The 20003-nt window shown below is 73.1% G+C and carries 19 protein-coding genes and 2 pseudogenes; 15 read left to right on the plus strand and 6 right to left on the minus strand.

All coding sequences use genetic code 11. From position 1 onward, the window contains the following. Positions 1–109 precede the first annotated feature (109 nt). The 4 genes from FGF04_RS06495 (at position 110) to FGF04_RS06510 (ending at position 3933) form a co-directional block, all read left to right on the plus strand. Positions 110–1765: a PP2C family protein-serine/threonine phosphatase gene (locus FGF04_RS06495; RefSeq protein WP_408055589.1), complete on the plus strand. Its 1656-nt coding sequence runs from the start codon at positions 110–112 to the stop codon at positions 1763–1765. After that, the gene (locus FGF04_RS06500) at positions 1762–2886 is read left to right on the plus strand and encodes a cobalamin B12-binding domain-containing protein (protein ID WP_149510275.1); all 1125 of its coding nucleotides are present in this window, start codon (positions 1762–1764) and stop codon (positions 2884–2886) included. Before FGF04_RS06495 ends, FGF04_RS06500 begins: the two co-directional genes overlap by 4 nt. Further along, positions 2883–3317, plus strand: coding sequence for an STAS domain-containing protein (locus FGF04_RS06505; RefSeq protein WP_149510276.1), 435 nt, complete (start codon positions 2883–2885; stop codon positions 3315–3317). Before FGF04_RS06500 ends, FGF04_RS06505 begins: the two co-directional genes overlap by 4 nt. Before the next feature lie 73 nt (positions 3318–3390). Beyond that, complete coding sequence (locus FGF04_RS06510) at positions 3391–3933, plus strand: MarR family winged helix-turn-helix transcriptional regulator (protein ID WP_149510277.1); 543 nt, start codon at positions 3391–3393, stop codon at positions 3931–3933. A 44-nt stretch (positions 3934–3977) separates the two neighbouring features. Here FGF04_RS06510 and FGF04_RS06515 read toward each other — a convergent pair whose 3' ends face one another. Further along, complete coding sequence (locus FGF04_RS06515) at positions 3978–4805, minus strand: MHYT domain-containing protein (RefSeq protein WP_149510278.1); 828 nt, start codon at positions 4803–4805, stop codon at positions 3978–3980. Positions 4806–5162: 357 nt separating this feature from the next. Continuing rightward, complete coding sequence (locus FGF04_RS06520) at positions 5163–5579, minus strand: ATP-binding protein (RefSeq protein WP_149510279.1); 417 nt, start codon at positions 5577–5579, stop codon at positions 5163–5165. A 223-nt stretch (positions 5580–5802) separates the two neighbouring features. On the opposite strand from FGF04_RS06520, the gene FGF04_RS06525 reads away from it, so the two are divergent. After that, positions 5803–6165, plus strand: coding sequence for an STAS domain-containing protein (locus FGF04_RS06525; RefSeq protein ID WP_149510280.1), 363 nt, complete (start codon positions 5803–5805; stop codon positions 6163–6165). A 291-nt stretch (positions 6166–6456) separates the two neighbouring features. Here FGF04_RS06525 and FGF04_RS06530 read toward each other — a convergent pair whose 3' ends face one another. Both FGF04_RS06530 and FGF04_RS06535 read right to left on the minus strand, forming a co-directional pair. Next, a complete protein-coding gene (locus FGF04_RS06530) occupies positions 6457–7365 on the minus strand; it encodes a GlxA family transcriptional regulator (RefSeq protein WP_149510281.1) in 909 nt (302 codons plus the stop codon). Positions 7366–7375: 10 nt separating this feature from the next. After that, positions 7376–7975 carry a cysteine hydrolase family protein gene (locus FGF04_RS06535; RefSeq protein ID WP_149510282.1) on the minus strand — a complete coding sequence of 200 codons (600 nt, stop codon included), beginning with the start codon at positions 7973–7975 and terminating at the stop codon, positions 7376–7378. A 684-nt stretch (positions 7976–8659) separates the two neighbouring features. On the opposite strand from FGF04_RS06535, the gene FGF04_RS06540 reads away from it, so the two are divergent. After that, positions 8660–9154, plus strand: coding sequence for an ankyrin repeat domain-containing protein (locus FGF04_RS06540; protein ID WP_149510293.1), 495 nt, complete (start codon positions 8660–8662; stop codon positions 9152–9154). Positions 9155–9233: 79 nt separating this feature from the next. Here FGF04_RS06540 and FGF04_RS06545 read toward each other — a convergent pair whose 3' ends face one another. Further along, the gene (locus FGF04_RS06545) at positions 9234–9746 is read right to left on the minus strand and encodes a cupin domain-containing protein (RefSeq protein WP_149510283.1); all 513 of its coding nucleotides are present in this window, start codon (positions 9744–9746) and stop codon (positions 9234–9236) included. 138 nt (positions 9747–9884) lie between these two features. Here FGF04_RS06545 and FGF04_RS06550 point away from each other — a divergent pair, with 138 nt between their 5' ends. The 9 genes and pseudogenes from FGF04_RS06550 to FGF04_RS06590 all read left to right on the plus strand — a co-directional run. Then, positions 9885–10319, plus strand: coding sequence for an RrF2 family transcriptional regulator (locus FGF04_RS06550; protein ID WP_149510284.1), 435 nt, complete (start codon positions 9885–9887; stop codon positions 10317–10319). Then, a complete protein-coding gene (locus FGF04_RS06555) occupies positions 10316–11251 on the plus strand; it encodes a DsbA family oxidoreductase (protein ID WP_408055590.1) in 936 nt (311 codons plus the stop codon). Before FGF04_RS06550 ends, FGF04_RS06555 begins: the two co-directional genes overlap by 4 nt. Positions 11252–11951: 700 nt before the next feature. Then, positions 11952–13526 (plus strand): ABC transporter substrate-binding protein, encoded by a 1575-nt coding sequence (locus tag FGF04_RS06560; protein ID WP_149510285.1) that lies wholly within the window; start codon positions 11952–11954, stop codon positions 13524–13526. Positions 13527–13576: 50 nt separating this feature from the next. Beyond that, positions 13577–14605 carry an ABC transporter permease gene (locus FGF04_RS06565; protein ID WP_149510286.1) on the plus strand — a complete coding sequence of 343 codons (1029 nt, stop codon included), beginning with the start codon at positions 13577–13579 and terminating at the stop codon, positions 14603–14605. Between the two features lie 2 nt (positions 14606–14607). Beyond that, positions 14608–15507 carry an ABC transporter permease gene (locus tag FGF04_RS06570; protein ID WP_149510295.1) on the plus strand — a complete coding sequence of 300 codons (900 nt, stop codon included), beginning with the start codon at positions 14608–14610 and terminating at the stop codon, positions 15505–15507. After that, positions 15507–16442 (plus strand): ABC transporter ATP-binding protein, encoded by a 936-nt coding sequence (locus tag FGF04_RS06575; RefSeq protein WP_149510287.1) that lies wholly within the window; start codon positions 15507–15509, stop codon positions 16440–16442. Before FGF04_RS06570 ends, FGF04_RS06575 begins: the two co-directional genes overlap by 1 nt. Further along, a pseudogene (locus FGF04_RS06580) lies at positions 16439–17230 on the plus strand (ABC transporter ATP-binding protein); the annotation flags it as partial. The gene FGF04_RS06575 and the pseudogene FGF04_RS06580, both read left to right, overlap by 4 nt. A gap of 49 nt (positions 17231–17279) precedes the next feature. Further along, complete coding sequence (locus FGF04_RS06585; protein WP_149510288.1) at positions 17280–18629, plus strand: LLM class flavin-dependent oxidoreductase; 1350 nt, start codon at positions 17280–17282, stop codon at positions 18627–18629. A gap of 41 nt (positions 18630–18670) precedes the next feature. Then, a pseudogene (locus FGF04_RS06590) lies at positions 18671–19114 on the plus strand (phosphatidylglycerol lysyltransferase domain-containing protein); the annotation flags it as partial. Between the two features lie 21 nt (positions 19115–19135). Here FGF04_RS06590 and FGF04_RS06595 read toward each other — a convergent pair. After that, on the minus strand, positions 19136–19903 hold the full coding sequence (locus FGF04_RS06595) for a hypothetical protein (RefSeq protein ID WP_149510289.1): 768 nt from the start codon (positions 19901–19903) through the stop codon (positions 19136–19138). Positions 19904–20003 lie beyond the last annotated feature (100 nt).

Below are 20003 nucleotides of genomic sequence, written 5' to 3' on the forward strand. Positions count from 1 at the left end.
TCTTCGCGGGCGAGGTTGCCAGGACGGTGCGGTATGGGGGATTGTTGCCTCAAGGCAACGTTTCTTCGAGTGGATGAGGTGAGGGATTCGCCCAGCGGGTCCTCAATTTTTGGTCTCCACCAAACCGCAGTCCGGTGCCGGCACGGAGCACGGCTCCGCCTGGGGCGAAGCCCCCTATCCCGTCCTGGTCGCTGACGCGCAGGGCGCGGTCGTGCTGCGCAACGCCGCGGCCGGGGCACTGCTGCCCGCCGCCGGTCCGGGTACCCGTTTCCACGACGTGGTACCGGCCTGGCTGTCGGCGGCCGACCAGGCGGTCCGGACCTCCGGGGCGAAGGCGGCTCAGGAGGCGGACGCACCGCTGTCCGGCGTGATCGGTGACCGCAGTTTCGAGGCGCACCCCAGTGCGCGGGAGGACGGCACGGTCGCCTGGTGGCTGGTGGACGACACCGATCACCTGCTGGCGCGCGAGGCGCTGCGGCTGGAGCGCACGCGCACCGCCTTCCTGACCGAGGCGTCCAGCACGCTGCTGGCCTCCCTCAACCTGGGGCGCTGCATGGACGTGACCGCGAGCCTGGCCGCGGAGCACCTCTGCGACGCGGCCCTGGTGATCGCGCCGACGCACGGACGCCGGCTCCCGGTGGTGACCTGCCTGCGCGACGGCACTCCCTCGCTGTCCCACGAGTCGGTGGACCCCGACGACGTACCCGGTCTCGGCGAGGCGCTGCGCGGGTTCCCGCCGGTGCCCTCGCGGTGGATCGACCCCTCCGCCGCGCCGGACTGGATGGTGCCCGGGGAATTCGGCGAGGTCGGCTCGATAGTGATCACCCCGCTGCCCGGGCACGGCGTCCCCGCCGGCGCCCTCGTCCTGCTGCGCCGCGCGGACAGTGCGGCGTTCACCGACAGCGAGGAGGTGTTCGCCCGGCTGTTCGCCGCGCGCGCCGGGGCCGCGATGTCGGCCGCCCGCCTGTACGCCGAGCAGACCTCGATCACCGACGTGCTCATGCGGGAGCTGCTGCCCCCGTCGCTGCACCAGATCTCGGGGGTGGACTACGCCGGCGGCTACCGGCCGTCCGCCGACCACGAACGGATCGGCGGCGACTTCTACGACGTGCACCCCGCCGCCGTCGACGGCGAGGCGTCGCTGGTCACCCTGGGCGACGTGTGCGGCAAGGGGCTGGAAGCCGCCGTACTGACCGGGAAGATCCGCAACACCCTGCACGCCCTGCTGCCGCTGGCCGACGACCACCAGCGGATGATCACCCTGCTCAACACCGCGCTGCTCAACTCCCACCACACCCGGTTCGCGACCCTGGTCCTGGCCTCCGCCGTACGGGCGGGCAACGAGGTGCAGCTGCGCCTGACCAGCGCCGGCCACCCGACCCCGCTCGTCGTGCGCGCGAACGGCACCGTGGAGGAGGCCGAGACGCGCGGCACCCTGGTCGGGGCCATGCCCCAAGCACCCGCCCACACCACCACCCTCACCCTCGCGCCCGGCGAGTCCTGCGTGCTCTACACGGACGGGATCACGGAGGCCGAGGGCGGGCCGATGGGCGGCGTCCAGTTCGGCGAGGCACGGCTCAAGCGCATCCTGGCGGAGTGCGCGGGCATGCCGTCCGAGAGCATCGTGGAGCGGGTCCAGATGCTCGCCGCGCAGTGGATCGGGACGGGACGCCACGACGACATGGCCGTCGTCGTGATCTCCGCGCCCCGCACCCACCACCTCAGCGCGGTGGACGGCCACACCCGGGGCAGGTTCACCGCATGAGCATCCACACCCCGCACCGGGCCGCCACCGGTGACACCGTCGGGCAGCTGGCCGACGACCTGTGGACCGCCGTCTCCGCGGGCGACGAGCGCACGGCCACCGAGGTGGTCCTCGGCGCGCTGGAGCGCGGAGTCGACCCGGAGTCCGTGCTGCTGGACGTGATCGCCCGGGTGCAGGGCAAGGTGGGCGAGGAATGGGCCGCCAACCGTCTCAGCGTGGCCCAGGAGCACGCCGCGACCGCCATCAACGAACGGGCCGTCGCCGCGCTCTCCCTGCACCCCGCCGCCCGCACCGCCCCCACCCGGGGCAGGATCACGGTGGCGTGCGTCGACGGCGAGTGGCACGCGCTGCCCGCCCGGCTGCTCGCCGAGGTGCTGACCCTGCGCGGCTGGCGGGTGGACTACCTCGGAGCCCAGGTGCCCGGCCCGCACCTCATCGCCCACCTGCACCGCACCAACTCCGACGCGGTCGCCCTCTCCAGCTCGATCGCGACCAGGCTGCCCACCGCGCACGCCGCGATCACCGCCTGCCAGGCCATCGGCGTCCCGGTCCTCGTCGGGGGCGCCGCCTTCGGTCCCGACGGCCGTTACGCCTTCCTGCTGGACGCCGACGCCTGGGCGCCCGACGCACGCGCCGCGGCCGACCGCCTCGCCGCGGGCCCACTGCCCCGCCCGCGCCGCGACCACCAGCAGCTCGACGACCTGCCGCACCTGGCCGATCAGGAGTACACCCTGATCACCCGCAACAGCGCCGCGCTGGTGCGCACCGTCTTCACCGCCCTCGAAGCAGCGTTCCCCGCCCTGCGCACGTACAGCGAACTGCAGCGTGAGCACACGGCCGAGGACCTCGCCCACATCGTGGAGTTCCTCGGCACGGCCCTGTACCTCGGGGACGAGGACCTCTTCGCGTCCTTCATCACCTGGACCGCGCAGATCCTCACCGCCCGCGGGGTGCCCGCGCGCAGCCTCCCACCGACCCTGTCCATCCTGGCCGCCGAGCTCAAGGACTTCCCGCGGGCCGTCTGCATCCTCGAACACGGCACCGCCGCCCTCACCCGCCCCGACCACGGCTCCCGCCCGTACGCACCCGTCGACCGCAGCACCGCCGAGAGCGCCTCATGACCACGATGCCCCCCGCCCACCTGCGTCTGACCACGGTCGACAGCGAGGACACGGTCCGTATCGAGCTCCACGGAGACCTCGACTACGACACGGCCGACGACCTCCTGGCCGAGGTCACCGCCGTCCTGGGCGCCCGTCCGCACCTGGACGACCTGCACCTGCACTGCGCCGGGCTCGGCACGGTCGACTCCATGGGGCTGTCCATACTCCTGATGGTCCGCCGCCGGACCGGTCAGGCCGGCGTACGCCTCCACCTGGACGACCGCCCGGCGGTGCTGGACCGGCTCCTGACCATCACGGGCAGCCTGAACTACCTCACGGGGTCCTCCCCGGGCGGCGGCAACTCCGCCTCCCTGGACGTGGGCGAGGCTCCGGGCGCGGGCGACGAGGCGAGGGCGGCCCGCCCCACCGGACCGGACGGGACCAGCTGACGCCATACTTCATGCCGAACAGCCGTCCGGCCGAGCGGCCACGGGGCACGCCAGTCACACCGACGGGGAGCTCATGCCAGTACCAGACTTCACTTCACGGGACCTCTCCCACGAGGCCACCCGGTCCGCCGGGGAGATCGCCGAACTCCTCGACGTGATGTGGGAGAAAGCCAGGCAAGCGACCGCCGCGGCCACCGCGCCCGCCTCCACCTCGCAACTGCGCCTGATGTACCTCGTCGACCGCGCCGGCGCCGAGGAGGGGATACGGATGCGGGCCGTGTGCGAACAACTCGGCGCCGCGCCCCCGTCCGTCAGCCGGCTGTGCGACCGCCTGCAGGCCGTCGGGTTCCTGGAGCGCCGCCCGTGCCCGGACAGCGGGCGCGAGGTCGTCCTGCGGCTGACGAGCGCGGGCAGAACGCACCTGCGACGCATCCGCGAGCAGCGCGAGACGATGCTGCACCAGGCCATCGACGCCATGCCGCACGGCGAACGGCACGCACTGGCCGTGGGACTCGCGGGGCTGCACAGCAGGCTCACCGCGACCGGGACCACCGGGCGCGACACTGCCGACGGCGACGCCGCCGATCGCGGGCGCGGCACCACCTCCGCGGCCTGACCGCGGCGCCGCGAGACCGGCGCACCGGACCCGGACCTGCTCGGTCAGAGGGCGGGCCAGGACGCCGTCGGCCGTTCCTCCCCGGCGGGCGCGGCCTGCGCCGCGCGGGCGCCCCGGCCGTCGGGGGACTCGTTGCCGATGAGCATGTCCGGGTCGAACATGACGATCACGGCGGCCAGGACCAGCACCAGGACCGGTCCGCCCACCATGGGGAGCAGCGAGACGAGCAGGTCCAGCGACGACTGGCCGAGCACCGCGGAGTCTGCATCCACGTGGACGCTCATGGCGGCCATGCCGATGTAGTGCATGCCCGTCACCGCGACCCCCATGATGACGCTCGCCGCCGTGGCCGAGGCCAGGGTGTGCAGGGAGACGGCCGCCCACAGCGCGGCGGTCGCCGCCGTCACGGCGGTCAGCACCGACAGGCCGACCGTCAGGGGATCGAACGTCAGGTGCCCGGCGAACTCCATCCCGTACATCCCGATGTAGTGCATCGCCGCGACGCCCGCGCCGGTGACCACCCCGGCGGTCCCCAGGGTGAGCGGCGACACGCCGCGGTACCCCACGACGAACACGCCGAGGAACACCACGGCCACCGCGACGCCGAGGCTGAGGAAGGTGAGGGCGGGGTCGTACCTGATGGACGCGCCGCGGACGGTGAATCCGATCATGGCGATGAAGTGCATCGTCCAGATGCCGGACCCGATGCAGACGGCGCCCAGCGCGAGCCACGGGGCCCTGCGGCCCCGGCTGCCCATGCGTACCGACCGTGTCGTGCAGCGCAGACCCAGTGCCGAACCGGCACAGGCCATCAGGAACGCGACGACGGGAGTGACCATTCCGTAGTTGAACTGACTGACCGTGCTGTTCACCGAACGCCTTTCGGACCGCGGGCCCCGTTCGGGGTCCCGCGTTGAAGAAACCTTTCTGCGGGGTCGCCGAAGGCGCCCCGGTCACACAGACCTGCGCGGGGGGGGAGAGGGAGGAGCGTCCCCTGGGATCCGATCCGGGGCGCACCGGCGCCGGGACACATGACGGATGGTCACATGTGGACTTCGGGGGGGGTGAGGGGGGAGCCCCATGCTAAGCAGGCGCCCTGCGCTTGTCACCGCGGGGTGCGCGACGCAATCAAATCGAGACGTGTGCCGTCATATTCCACCTGCATGCCCTCATACGCATACTCCGCGTATGCGGCGTGGAACCGCGCAAAGCCGACCGAACCGGTGCACTCAGGTCCGGGGGACGTCGTCGGGCCGGTCGGGCAGGGCGATACGGGCCGTGATGCGCTTGCCGACGGACTCCGGCTCGATGGAGAGCTCCTCGGTCACGGCGGCGACGATCTCCAGGCCGTGCTGCCCGATGCGGCCCGGGTCGGCGGTGCGGGCCGTGGGGACGGTGGGGTCGCTGTCCCACACGGTGACGTCCACGGTGTCGGCGGTGACGCGCAGTTCCATCAGGACGGGGCCGGGGGCGTACTTACGGGCGTTGGTGACCAGCTCGCTGACGACCAGCTGCGTGAGGTCCATCGCCCTCTGGGAGACCGGCAGTTGGCGGTCGGTGCGGGCCCGGGTGAGGAAGTCGACCGCGTGGTGGCGGGCCTCCGCGATGCAACCGTGGTCTCCGCCCAGTGCGTACCCCGCGCGCATCAGGTACCCGCCTGAGGCTATACAGCCGTCGTCGTCGGCATGGGATCCCACTGGCCTCGCCCTCATTCCCCGTTCACGTGCGCACCACTGACGGTCCTGCGTACCCCCGTGTCACAGGGGGTGTTTTTCGGCACAACCACCCGGGTGTATTCGGCCCGGGCGGTGGGGCAGAATCGTCCGTGCAGGTTCTGACCCGGGGTAAGCCTAATCAGTCGAGGAGACTGTGACCGACATACAGAACGGGAGCCGGCCCGGCCGGCTCTCCATCGAACACTCCGACACCGACGGCGTCCGTGTCGTGACGGTACGGGGCGAGATCGATCACGCCGTCAGCGGCGTGCTCGGCAAGGCCCTGCTGGTCGAGGACCGTGAGCCGCCGCGGATCGTGGTGGACCTCAGCGGTGTGACCTTCATGGACTCCAGCGGCATCAACGCGTTCATCCTGGCCCACCAGGCCGCCGACGGCGCCCAGGGGTGGCTGCGCATAGCCGCCGCCCAGGAGTCCGTCCTACGGGTGCTGCAGTTGGTCGGCGTCGACGCCCTCATCCCCTGCCATCCGACGGTCGAGCAGGCCCTGAACGGCTGACCGCCGCGGCGGGGGTCCCGCCCGCTCCGTTCCGCGGCGCACGTCCGCCGGGGGCACGGTCCTGCCCCGAATGCGGGCCTCTTGGCTCACGGCTCGGTCTTCCTGGGGGAACGGACGCGTCGGAGCACTCGCGCGAGCCGCACGGATCACCCGTGGGCACGGCGAGGACGCGTGCCTACGGCCCAAGCACGGCCTCACCCTACCCGCCGCCCAGACCCGTCCCACCAGGGCATATTCGGACGCCGCACCCCGCCTCGCGCGGCGACGGCGCATGTCACCGCGCCGGCGCCCTCAGGTCGCGCGGGCCCGCAGGCGGCGCAGCATGCGGGGGTCCTCGAAGCCCACGGAGCGCGCCGCGGCGTCCATCGTCGCGCCGTGGCTCATGAGGTGCTGGGCCCGTTCGAGGCGCAGCGTCTGCTGGTAGCGCAGGGGAGTGAGCCCGGTGGCACGGCTGAAGAGCCGTGTGAGGGTGCGTTCGCTGACACCGACCGCCGACGCCAGGACGGGGAGGGGGAGCGGCCGGTCGAAGCGGGCGTCGATGAGGTCCTGGGCCCGGTGCACCGTGTCGTCGAGGTGCGAGCGGTGCCGGAGCATCGCGCTGGACTGCGGTTCGTGGCCGTTGCGGCGGGCGTACACGACCATCTCCCTGGCCACCCGGGCGGCGACGGCCGGGCCGTGCCGGACCGCGACCAGGTGCAGGGCCAGGTCGATGCCGCTGGCGATGCCGGCCGAGGTGATCACCCGGTCGTCGGTCGTGAACAGCACGTCCCGGACCACCACCGCCCGCGGGTGACGCAGGGCCAGCTCCTCCTGCACGTCGTGGTGGGTGGTGCAGCGGCGCCCGTCCAGCAGGCCCGCCGTGCCCAGCGCCTCGGCCCCGGCGCAGACACTGGCCACCGTCCCGCCCGCCGCGTGGTGCTCCCGGATGATCCGCAGGGGCTCCGCACCGACGGCGGGGCCGCCGGCCAGGGTGCCCGCCCGCCAGCCGGGGACCACGATCAGGTCCCCGGGACCGAGCTCGGGCCAGTCCAGCCCGGCCACCAGCGGCACGCCCTGCACGGTGGGCACCGGTGTCCGCTCGGCGACGTAGGAGAGCGTGTAGGGGTACCCGAAGTCGGCCGCCGTGGAGAAGACCTGCGCGGGGCCGGCCAGGTCCAGCAGATGGACTCCGGGTACCAGGAAGAAGACGATGCGGCTCACGATCCGGTCATCATCCCCGATGCCCGGCCGCGGCCTCCAGCTCGTCGACCGTCGCGATGGTGGCGAAGCGTCCGGCCAGGGCGTACTCGGTGCGCCTGACCACCTCGTCGGCGGACAGCGTACGGGGGTCGGCCAGCAGCTCGGCGACGCTCTGCCCGGCGGGGGCGTCGCGGTGCGGGATGGGGTTGGTCGCGGTCGCGTCGGTGACGAACGTGACCCGGTGGCCGAGGTCGCTCGCGACACGGGTCGTCGTCTCCACGCACTGCTCGGTGCGGATGCCGCAGACGGTGAGCTCGCGGATGCCGCGCTCGGTGAGCAGCTGCTGCAGGTTGGTGGTGGTGAAGGCGTTGTGCGAGGTCTTGTGGATCAGCGGCTCGCCCTCCACCCGCTCCAGTTCCTCCATCAGGCGGACGTGGCCCAGGGCCGGGTCGAAGACGTCGCCGCTGCCGGGTTCGCTGTGCAGCACCCACACCACGAGGTCGCCCGCCCGGCGGGCGATCCGGACCAGCCGGTTCACCTGGTCGGCGATCTTCGGGTCGGAGATCGTCGCCCACAGCGGACGGGCGCGGAAGGACTCCTGGACATCGATGACGATCAGTGCTCGGGTCATGCCCCGAGTCTGCGCCACGCGGACCGGGCCGCGACATGCCGTATCGGGTCCCGCGGCGGACCGATCCGGTCAGCGGGACCCGGTGATACGCCGGGTGCGCGCAGCCGCCCCGCGCGATCCGGCCGGGTCCGTCCGCCGGGGCCGAAAGACGTCCTTGCCTCGCCCCGGTCACGCCCTAGGATCTCCGGCAGGACGACCGGCCGCTCCACGGGCGACCGGCCGGCCCGCCGCGGCGGGCCCCCTTCCGGCCCCCTGCCCCTGGGCCGCAGAACCGCCATGCCACCAGGACCACCGGAATCACCAGGACCGCCGGTACCCGCATCCCGCGATCCTCTGTGCGGGTCCCGGTCCGCCGTCCTCGCGGCCTTTCGAGTCGGGGCGTACTCCCGCACGCCCCGGGCGCCGCGAGGACGACTGCACGCGAGGACCCGCGCCGAGGGACGGCGCGGGTCCTCGCACCGACGGCCGCGCCCCTCCGCACGGAGGCGGGCGCACCAAGGGCGCCGGGTCCCGCGCAGCCGGTGCCTCCCGGGCCGAAATCGGGMGGCAGCCGTCCCGGGGCCGCCGCTACCGTCGGGCTCCCGGCCGGCCGCGCCGGTGGCCGCACGTCCAGGAGAACCGTCCCGTGACCTCGAACTCCCCACTCCCGCAACCGTGTTCACCCACCGGACGGGCCGGGACCCGATGAACGAGCGGCGCCGGAAGAAGCTTTCGAGGAGGCTCGTCGACGCGGCGGCCCTCGGGGACCGCGCGCGGGTCGAGGCCCTGCTGCGGTCGGGGGCCCACCCCGGGGCGGCCGACTCCGACGGCACCACGCCCCTGTACGCCGCGTCCGTGCACGGCGCCGTCGACACGGTCCGGTGCCTGCTGGCGGCCGGGGCCCCGCCCGACGCCGAGAGCGGACGCGGCACCGAGGGCACGCCCCTGTGCGCGGCCGCCTGCTGGGGCCACACCGAGACGGTGGGCGCGCTGCTCGCGCACGGGGCCGACCCGGAGCTGCGCGAGGACCACGGAACGGGCCGTTCCCCGCTCGACTGGGCGATGACCGGGCCGTACCCGGAGACGGTCGCCCTGCTGATCGCCGCGGGCGCCCGGCAGCGGGAGCCGGCCGACCGGCCTACCGACCGCCCTGGCGGCCCTGGCCGGCTTGGTCGGCCGCACGATCCGTCACGGGCCTGAGGACCGAGGACCGACGGCTGAGAGCTGCGGACCCGCGGGCTCGTGGGCTCGTGGGACGGACGCCGGTACGGTCCGGCCGTCAGGCCTCGTCCGGCGACAGCGCGTACAACTGGGGCAGGTTGACCACGATCGCCTCCTGCGTGCTGCGCGCGATGACGACCACGGCCTCGTCGTCCGGGTCCGGGTTCTCCTCGCGGTGCGGCACGAACGGCGGGACGAAGACGTAGTCGCCGGGCGCCGTGCGCAGCCGCACCTCCTGGACCCGGCCGTCCTCGCCCGGAGCGTCGACGAAGACGAACTCGGGGTGCCCGCTCACCACGTAGATGGCGGTCTCGGACTCGCCGTGGTGGTGGTCGGAGGAGGCGGTCGAGGGAGCCACATGGGTCTGGCCCATCCACAGCTTCTCGGAGCCGACGGTCCGTCCGCTGACGGCCGCGAACCTGCGCATCCCGCCGCTCTGCGCGGTGTCCCCGTCCAGGGCGTCGGCGCGGATGTGGTGCAGACGGCCGCGCAGGGGTGCGGCCGGGGGGTCCGGGGCGTCGTGGAGGTGCGGGTGGAACCCTTCACCGGGGGTCGTCAGCAGCTCGCTCATGGCGGCGACGCTAGATCCGGCCCGAAAAGGATGTCAAGAGGTGTCCATTGGCTTTCACCTGCGGCAATGTTCCCGCAATGTAGGAAACAGCGGGCCGGGGAGCCGCGCGCGGAGCCGCTCCTGCGGCATGATGTGCGCATGCATATTTCCGCGAAGGCGGACTACGCCATGAGGGCGCTGCTGGAACTCGCCCGCGAACCTTCCCGTCCGCTCACCTGTGAAGCCATGGCCTCCTCGCAGGAGATTCCGTTCCGCTTCCTGAAGTCCGTGGTGGGCGAGTTGCGCAGAGCGGGGCTGGTGCGCAGCCAGCGCGGGTGCGAGGGCGGTTACTGGCTCGGCAGACCCGCCGGGGAGATCACCCTGCTCGACGTGACCCGCGCCGTCGACGGCGAACTCATCACCCTGCGGGGCGAGTCCCTGGCCGGCCTCGACTACCCGGGGCCCGCGGCCGGGTTGCCCGACGTGTGGCGGGAGGTCGAGGCCGGTGCGGCGGCGGTCCTGGGCGGGGTGACCCTGACCTCCCTGCTGGGCAAGGGAGTTGAGCAGGGGCTGACCCGCAGGGGCGCCGCGTGACGGGAGCGCCGGAGCCGGCGTCCGTGGCCGAAGCGGTCGAAGCCGTCGAAGCGGCCCAAGCGGTCGAAGTGGTCGAGTACACCGATCCGTTGTGCCCCTGGGCCTGGGGATCGGAGCCGGTCTTCCGCGCGTTGCGGGCGGCGCTGGCCGGCCGGGTCCGCTGGCGGCGGGTGTACGCGATCCTCTTCGACGACGAGGACGACGCGCCGCCCGACCCCGCGGCGGAGACCGCCTGGTACGCGCGGTACGTCGAGGAGGTCGGCGCGCACACCCTGGCCCCCCGCCCCGCGCGGCTCAGCCGGATGCCGGCCGACTCCTGGCCCGCCTCGCTCGTCGCCGAGGCAGCCGTCGCGCAGGGCGAGGCGGTGGCCGAGCGGGTGCTGCGGCGGCTGCGGGAGAGTGTCTTCGTGCTCGGCGAGCCCGCAGACACCACCGGGGCGGCGCTGTCCGCGGTACGGGGCGTGCCGGGGCTCGACCTGCGGCGCCTCGCCGCCGACGCCGCGTCCGGGCCGGTGCTGGAACAGGTGCGCGCCGACCGGCTGGAGGCGCGCCGCCCGGTGCCCGAGGTGCTGGCGCGGTGGGACGGCTCGCCGCATCCCGGCGCGGCCAAGGAGACCGACGGGGGCGGCCACCGGTACGCGCTGCCCACCCTGCTCGTCCGGACCCCGGCGGAGTACCGCGTCGTCCCCGGGTGGCGCCCCTTCGAGGAGTACGCCGCCGCCGTCGAGGCCCTGGGCCCCGGGCTGTCGAAGGTCTCCGGGCGGCTCTCCCCGGCGGACGCGCTGGAGCGCCACCGCAGCTTGACCGACCCGGAGCGGCAGGTGCTCGCGCCGGGCCCGTGGCCGCCCCCGTCCGCGGTCCGGCTGGACACCGCCGGCGGCCCGCTGTGGCTGCACCCGGACGAGGCGCGCACGCACCCGGCCACCCGTTGACCCTCCGCCGGACGACCGCCCGTGCGCCGGGTCCCGGGGCGGTCACTCGTGTCCGTCCGTGTGCCGGTCCCCCGGGCGGTCACCCGGGCCCGTCCGCGCGCGACACGCCTGTGAGCTGCGGTCCCTTCCCGTCCCGACCAATGAGACACCAATTGGTGTCCATTGACAGCCGGTTGCGGCAGCCCCCAGGATGACACCATGCTCACGACGCACCCCGGTGTGGTGTGCCGCTACGTGGACCTGCGGCGCACCAGCAGCGCACTCTGTCGCTGACCCTCCGCCGTTCCCGGCCCGCAGCCGCCTGACCGCTGCCCCGGCACCGATTCCGGTACCAAGCGCCGATTCCCGGCACCCGGCAGCGATTCCCGGCACCGGCCCCCCGGTGCCCGACCGCGCCGCGCCGGCTCCTGCGCCCTCGCCCTCCTTCCCGTGTCCGACGTCCTGTCGCACGCCCTCCTCGTCCCCCGGACCGTTCCCGCGAGCCCGCCGACTCCCGCGGCCCCGCATCCCTGTGGTTCGGCAGTTCCGCGTACTCCTGTCCCGAGTGCCGCGCGCCCCGAGCGCGCGCCGGTGCTCCCGCCGGGGTGTCCGTGCTGCCCGTGCAGGGAGCGGACCGCCGTTCCCGTACGGGCGAAGCCGGACKCCTCGCCCCGCTCCTTCCGCCCCGGCCACGGCCGGGGCCCGCCTCAGGAAGAACGAGATGCCCGCTCACCTCATCACCCGCAGCCCCGGGCCCGGCCCCCGTGCGTCCCGACGGGCGCGCCGCCTGCGGGCCACCGCCCTGGCCGGCGCCCTCGCGGCCGTGCTCACCCCCGTCCTGAGCGCCTGCGGCGGGGACACCGCCGCCGCGAGCGGCGGCTCCACCCTGAAGTGGACCTCCTCGTACTTCCCGACCCACTGGGACCCGGTCGTCGGCGGCAGCGGCGCGCAGTTCCGTGAACTCGCCCTCACCTATGCCTCGTTGACGCGCACCGACGAGACCGGCAAGGCCGTCCCCGACCTGGCGAAGAGCTGGGAGTACAACGATCGGGGCGACGAGATCACCTTCCACCTGCGCCCCGGCCTCACGTTCAGCGACGGCGAGCCGGTCGACGGCGCCGCGGTCAAGGCGGCCGTCGAGCGGGCGCAGAAGCAGAAGAACTCCGCGCTCTTCGGCGACCTGACCTCCATCGAGTCGGTGGACGCCGACGGCCTGGACGTCGTCCTGCACCTGAGCCAGGTCGACTACCAGATACCGCAGTTGCTCGGCCAGCGCGTCCTGCAGGTGGCCAGCCCCAAGGCGGCGCGGAACCCGGAGAAGCTGGACCAGAACCCGGTCGGCGCGGGCCCGTTCGTCGTCACCCAGCTGGTCCCGGGCACCAAGGCGGTGCTGAAGAAGAACCCGGACTACTGGGACGCGAAGAACATCCACATCGACAACGTCGAGCTGACCTCCGCCCCCGACGCCTCCACCGTCGTCTCCGGCCTGCAGACCGGCGTCTACAACTTCGCCGACCTGGACCCGAGTCAGGCGTCCGCCGCCAAGAAGGCCGGCCTCGACGTCTTCGTGCAGCCGGGCTTCAACGCCTCCAACCTCAGCCTCAACGTCAACAAGGCGCCGTTCGACGACGACCGGGTCGTCGACGCCGTACGGCACGCGGTCAACCGCCAGGAGTTCGTCGACAAACTGACCTTCGGCTACGGCGAGGTGACCGACCAGCCGTTCCCCAAGGGATACGTGGCCTACGACCCGGAGTCCGAGAACGCCTACCCCTACGACCCGGCGAAGTCGAAGAAGCTCCTCGCCGAGGCGGGGCACAAGGCGGGTGACATCAAGCTGGACCTGGTCATCCCGGCGGAGGACCCCCAGGCGGAGATCGTCCAGTCGCAGCTGGCGAAGGTCGGCATCAAGGTCACCATCAAGATCGACAAGAACTGGGCCACCCCCTTCTTCGCCAAGGACCTGACCTTCTCGCTGTACGCGACCACCGGCCGTGACTCCGCCGTACAGACCCTCACCGCCCACTTCGGCCCCGACGGTCCGCTGAACCTCAGCACGCCGTACGAGCCCGACGGCTTCGAGGCCGCCGTCGCCGAGGTGCGCAGGACGCCGCTGGAGTCGCCGGACTACGCGAAGACCCTGCAGGCCGCCACCCGGGCGGGGCTGGAGAGCAAGGCGCTCGTCTTCACCTACTCCCAGCCGAACCTCATCGCCAAGAGCAAGGCGATCTCCGACCTGCCGAAGAACCCGGCCCACATCGACTGGACCGGAGTGACCATCTCCGGCTCCCGCTGACCCCGTCCACCGCCCATGCACCACAAGCCCGTCACAGAGAGGGGCACCCCATGACGACGACCGCGGAACAGGCCCCGCCCGCCCGCCGTCGCGCCGTCGCCGCGACCAGGGTGCGGCACACGCTCGGCCGCCTCCTGGCGACCCTGGCCCGGTCGGTCGTGATCTTCGTGCCGGTCTTCCTGCTCGCCACGTTCGTGACCTTCGCGCTGCGGTCCATGAGCGGCCTCAGCCCGGCACGGATCCAGCTGGGGGAGGAGGCGACACCCGAGGCGATCGCACGGGTCGAGGCCCAGTGGGGTCTCGACCGGCCCTTCCTGGCCCAGTACTGGGACTGGTTCACCGGCGTCCTGCACGGACAGCTCGGCACCAGCTGGACCAACGGCGCCGACATCTCCACGCTCATCGGCCTGGGCCTGGGGGTGAGCCTGTCCGTCGCGACGCTCGCCCTGGTCATCGGCGTCGTCCTGGGGTTCGCCCTCGGCACGGTCGCCGCCCTGAAGCGCACCACCTGGATCGACCGGTCCGTCACGGGCTTCGTCACCCTGATCTCGGTGATGCCGGCGTTCGTCGTCGGCATCGTGCTGGTCGCCGTCCTCGCCGTGGGACTGGGCGTGTTCCCCTCCGCCGGGTACGTCCCGGTGGAGCAGGGCTTGGGCCCGTGGCTCGCGCACATCACGCTCCCGGCGCTCGCGCTCAGCTTCGACGTCGTGGCGGACGTCGCCCGCCAGCTCCGCGGCAGCCTTGTCGCGGCCTACCGGGAGAACTACGTGACGGGCGCGGTCGTCCGGGGACTGAGCCCCCGCCGGATCTTCCTCGGCCACGTGCTGCGCAACGGCATCGGACCGGCCCTGGCCACCCTGGGGCTCAAGTTCCCCGCGCTGGTCGGCGCCTCCGTCGTCACCGAGTGGATCTTCGGCCTGCAGGGCTTCGGCCGCTTCGCCAACGACTCGGCCCAGGCCGGCGACGTACCGGCCGTGCAGGGCGTCCTGGTGGTGTCGATCGTGCTGGTCGTCCTCTTCAACCTGATCGTCAACCTGGTGCTGGCACGTGTCACGCCGGCATCCCAGCGGGGGGTATGACCATGGTGCGCCGCGTCCTCACCCTGACGTCCGGCCGGATCGCCGTGACCGTCCTCGCCGTGATCGCCCTGCTCGCGGTCCTCGGCCCGCTGCTCGCCCCGCAGGACCCCCTGGCGACCAGCGACAACACCCTCGCCGCCGTCTCGGGCTCGCACTGGCTGGGCACCGACCACCTCGGCCGCGACACCTTCAGCCGGCTCCTGGACGGCTCCCGCGTCAGCGTGCTCGGCTCGCTCGAAGTGGCCCTGACGGCCCTGGTGGTCGGCGTGGTCCCGGGCATCCTGTCGGTCTACCTCGGCCGGACCTTCGAATGGATCACCCTGCGGCTGGCCGACACCCTGGTCGCCCTGCCGTTCCTGCTCTTCGCGGTCGCCGTCATCGCCCTCCTGGGCAACGGCATCACCCAGGCCATGCTCGTCACGGGCGCCCTGGTCTCACCGCTCTTCTACCGGGTGGCCCGCGCCGCCACCCTGGCCGTCGCCCGCTCCCCGTACGTGGAGGCCGCGATCATCGCGGGCGCCTCCGTCGGCTGGATCGTACGCCGCCACGTGTGGGTCAAGGTGCTGCCGCCGATCGCCGTCGCCCTCGCCCAGACCATCGGCGTCGGCTTCATCATCGTCTCCAGCCTCACCTTCCTGGGCATCGGCGTGCAGCCGCCCGCGCCCACCTGGGGCGGCCTGCTCGCCTCCGACCTCGGCTACCTCAGCTACCAGCCGTGGGCGCCGCTGGCCCCCGCCCTGCTGATCATGGTCACCGTCTGGGCCGCCAACCTGCTCGCCGACGCGATCCGCGACGTCTCCGGCGAGGCGGGGCGCGCCTTCGTCAACCAGCGCAGGGCGCGCGCCGACCGCCCGGACACGACCGGGTCCGGGCCCGAACCCGCAACCACCGGAGGTGCGTGATGGCGCCCCTGTCCGAGCTGTCGGAACTGTCGGAGGACGCCGCCCCCGGCGCCGGCCCGAGTGCCGCGGGTACCGCGGGTGCCGCGGGTGCTGCGGAGCGCTCCGCGCCGGCCGCGACGGCGGCCCCGGTCCTCGCCGTGCGCGACGTGCGCATCAGCGACCGGGTCACCGACCGCGAGATCGTCCACGGGGTGAGCTTCGACCTCACCCCCGGCAGGACGGTCGGCATCGTCGGCGAGTCCGGCAGCGGCAAGACCCTCACCTGCCGCGCCACCCTGGGCATCCTGCCCCCGCACTTCGAGGTCTCGGCCGGCTCGATCGAGATCGGCGGCACCGACATCGCGACCCTCACCCCCCAGCGGTGGACGGAGCTGCGCGGAGCCACGATCAGCGCGGTCTTCCAGGACCCGTCGTCCTACCTCAACCCCTCGATCCGGGTGGGCGCGCAGATCGCCGAGGTCGTCCGGGTCAAGAAGGGCCTGAAACGCCGTCAATCACGCGGGCGGGCAATGGAGTTGCTCCGGGCCGTCCAGCTGCGCGACCCTGAACTGGTCTACAGCCAGTACACCCACGAGCTGTCCGGCGGCATGCTCCAGCGCGTCCTGATCGCGGCCGCGATCGCCGCCGACCCACAGATCCTCATCGCCGACGAGGCGACGACCGCGCTCGACGTCACGGTCCAGGCCGAGATCCTCGACCTCCTCGCCGAACTGCGCGAACACGCCGGGCTGGCCCTGGTGGTCGTCTCCCACGACCTCGCGGTCGTCGCCCAGTTGTGCGACGAGGTCCTCGTCATGCGCGAGGGCGAGGTGGTGGAACAGGGCACGACCGGCGAGGTGCTCCACCACCCGCGCCACCCTTACACCAAGTTGCTCATCGCCGAGCACGAGAGCTACGGCCTGGAGAAGTTCCTCACGCCGCGGGAGACGTCATGAGCACCGCACACACGCCGGCCGCCCCGGACGGACCGGCCGCCGCCCGCCCGGACGAGGACCCCGTCCTGGAGGTCACCGGCCTCGACGTGCACCACGGACCGCGCCGGCGGCGCCGCCGCGCGCTGCACGGCGTCTCGCTGAGCGTCGCGCCCGGCGAAACCGTCGGCATCATCGGCGAGACGGGCTCCGGCAAGTCCACCTTCGCCCGCACCGTCCTCGGCCTGGTGCGGCCCACGGCCGGCCGCATCGTCATCGGCGGCGAGGACGTCGGCGGGTACACCGGCCGCCAGTGGCGCCGGCTGCGCCGCCGTGGCGTCGTCCAGTACGTCTTCCAGGACCCGCTGCGCAGCCTCGACCCGGACCTGACCGTCGAGGAGTCCCTGACCGAGCCGCTGCTCGTCCAAGGCGTCCCGCGATCGGAGGCGACCGGCCGGGCCCGTGCGTTCCTCGGGCGCGTACGGCTCTCCGAGGACCTGCTCGACCGCCTCCCGGGCGAGCTCTCCGGCGGCCAGCGCCAGCGCGTCGCGGTGGCCCGGGCCCTGGTCACCGAACCGCGGCTGATCATCCTCGACGAGCCGGTGAGCGCCCTCGACTCCGCCAACCGCGTCCAGATCCTGCAGATCCTCAAGGACCTGCGCGCCGCGGGCACGGCCCTCGTCTTCATCTCGCACGACCTGGGGTCCGTCGTCGGGGTCGCCGACCGCATCGCGGTGCTCCACCAGGGCGAACTCGTCGAGACCGGCGCCGCCCGCGACGTCGTCACCGCCCCCCGGCACGTCTACACCCGCCCCCGTCCCCGTCCCTGCGGACCGTCACCGCACCTCCGAGAGGAATCCCATGTCCCGCACGATCCACCTCGCGCTGCACCCCTACGGCGTCGGCGGCCCCGGCCAGCACGGGCTCTGGAAGGACCCGCGCGTCGCGAAGAACGCCAGCATCGACATCGGCTACTACATCAAGCAGGCCCAGGCGGCCGAACACGCCCTGTTCGACGCCCTGTTCGTCGTCGACAGCCAGTTCATCAACGCCACCTACCCCTCGCACTACCTCAACCGCCTCGAACCCCTGACCCTGCTGTCGGCGGTCGCCACCCACACCCGGCACATCGGCCTGGTCGGCACGGCGAGCTCGACGTACAACTCGCCGTTCAACCTCGCCCGCCGCTTCGCCTCCCTCGACCACATCAGCGGCGGCCGGGCCGGCTGGAACGTGGTGACCAGTTTCGACACCGGGACCTCCAGGAACTTCGGGCTCGACGAGCACCTCGACTACGCCACCCGCTACGGCCGGGCGCTGGAGTTCGTCCAGGTCGCCCGCGGCCTGTGGGACTCCTACGAGGACGACGCGTTCCCGGCCGACGTGGCGCGCGGTGTCTTCCTCGACCCGGCCAAGCTGCACGAACTCAACCACGAGGGCGAGCACTTCAAGGTCGCCGGGCCGCTCAACCTCTCCCGCTCGCCGCAGGGCCAGCCGGTGATCTTCCAGGCCGGTGTCTCCGAGGAGGGCCGCGACCTCGCCGCGCAGGTCGCCGAGGGCATCTACGCGCCGGGCGGCTCCCTTGAGCAGGCGCAGGAGTACTACGCCGACATCAAGAGGCGCACCGCCTCCTACGGACGCGACCCCGAGCACATCAAGATCTTCATCCACGGCGGCCCGGTCGTCGCCGCCACCGACGAGGCGGCCCGGCGCCGCGAGCGGGAGATCTTCGACGAGGACAACGACTTCGACCGCAACCTCGCGCTCCTCGGCCGCTCCTTCGGCGCGTACGACTTCAGCGGGCACGACCTCGACGCCCCCTTCCCGGACGTGGCGCACCTCGCCGAGAAGGGCGGCCGCACCGGCGCGTCCAAGCTGATCGAGCGGGCCAGGGCGGAGAACCTGACCCTGCGTCAGGTGGCCGAGTCGGTGAGCGAGTTCCGCCGCTCGCCGTTCGTCGGGGCGCCGGACACCGTCGCCGACACCATCGAGAAGTGGTTCGACGCCGGCACCTTCGACGGCATCAACCTCGCCTTCCGCACCGACGACGACCTGGAGCTCTTCGTCGACGGCGTCGTGCCGATCCTGCAGAAGCGCGGACTGTTCCGCACCGAGTACGCGGCCGACACCCTGCGCGGCAACCTCGGCCTGCCCGTCCCGGCCAACCGTCACACCCACGGGCCCGCCCCCGCGGGCAGCACCGGACCGTGAGACGTCCTCCGCCCCCGATCCCGTCGTCCCCGCCGCGCCCGGCCACCGGACAGTTGCGGGCCGTGCTGTCCTTCGTGCCCTGGGGGCCGCACGGGCTCTCCCTCGACCTGATACGCCGGGACCGGGACGCGGAGAACGGGCTCATGGAGTTCATGGTGATCGAGCTGCTGCGGCGCGCCCCCGGTCTCGGCGTCACACAGGTCTCGCTGAACTTCGCCATGTTCCGTTCCGTCTTCGAACGCGGCGCGCGCCTCGGCGCCGGGCCGGTGCTGCGGCTGTGGCGCTCGCTGCTGAGCTTCTTCTCGCGCTGGTGGCAGATCGAGTCGCTGTACCGCGCCAACGCCAAGTACCGGCCCGTGTGGGAGCCGCGGTTCCTGCTCTTCGAGAAGAGCGCCGACCTGCCGCGCATCGGCCTCGCCGCGGCCCGCGCGGAGGGCTTCCTGGAGGCGCCGGGCCTGCCGCGGTGGCCGCACCGCAGGCGCCTGGACCCGCGGCCGGCGAACCGGTCAGGGACGCCCCGGCAGGACGCGGGCGGGCTCCGGGTCGGGCCTGCCGCCGATCAGGTCCTGGAAGCGGCGGCGGGGTCCGGCCCAGCGGAGGTCGTGGTGGTAGGCCCGCAGCCGCGCCCTGGCCCGGGCGCGCGGCCGCCGGCGGTAGAAGCGCCGGGCCCAGGGTGACACGGGGCGGGCGAGGCGGACCGCGCCGACGAGGGCGACCAGCGGGACGATCACCCCGAAGACCGCCATCCGGGCCTTGCCCTTGCCGAGGGCCATCAGGACGAGCAGGAAGTTCAGGCCGATGCTCAGCGTGACGCCCGCCCGGTTCCGCAGCTCGCTCTGCGTGAGGTCGTTGACGCCGAAGGGCAGGAAGCCGCCGATCATCAGGCCGACCAGCGCCGCCGTGACCACCACGACCTCCACGCTCTTGCGGCCCTCCTCGCTCCAGTAGACGTCGTCGAGGTGCACGATCAGCGCGAACTCGTCGAGGACCAGGCCCGCACCGGCCCCGAACACCACGGCGAACACGGCCGAGCCGAAGCCGTGCCGGTCGCTGCCCACCGCGCCGAACCCGCCGATCACGGTCAGGACGACCCCGGGCACGACGTGGTGGATGTGCAGACCGCCCGCCTTGACGTTGCCGAACGGGCCCTTGCCCACCCGGATGAGCCGGACCACGATCCGGGTGATCACGAAGGTCAGGACGAAGGAGGCCAGCGCCAGCAGCAGCGGCAGCTTCCCCGGCTCGATGATGTTCCGTGTCCACCAATGCCCCATGTGCGCACTTTATGCGCGCCCGCGGCGGACGTCCCCCCGTGGCCGTCCGGCCGCCGCCCGATAATCTGCGCCGGTGTCCACGCCCCCGCCCACGCCTCCG

Origin of the sequence: Streptomyces apricus (assembly GCF_008369065.1) — a bacterium.
GTDB lineage: Bacteria > Actinomycetota > Actinomycetes > Streptomycetales > Streptomycetaceae > Streptomyces > Streptomyces apricus.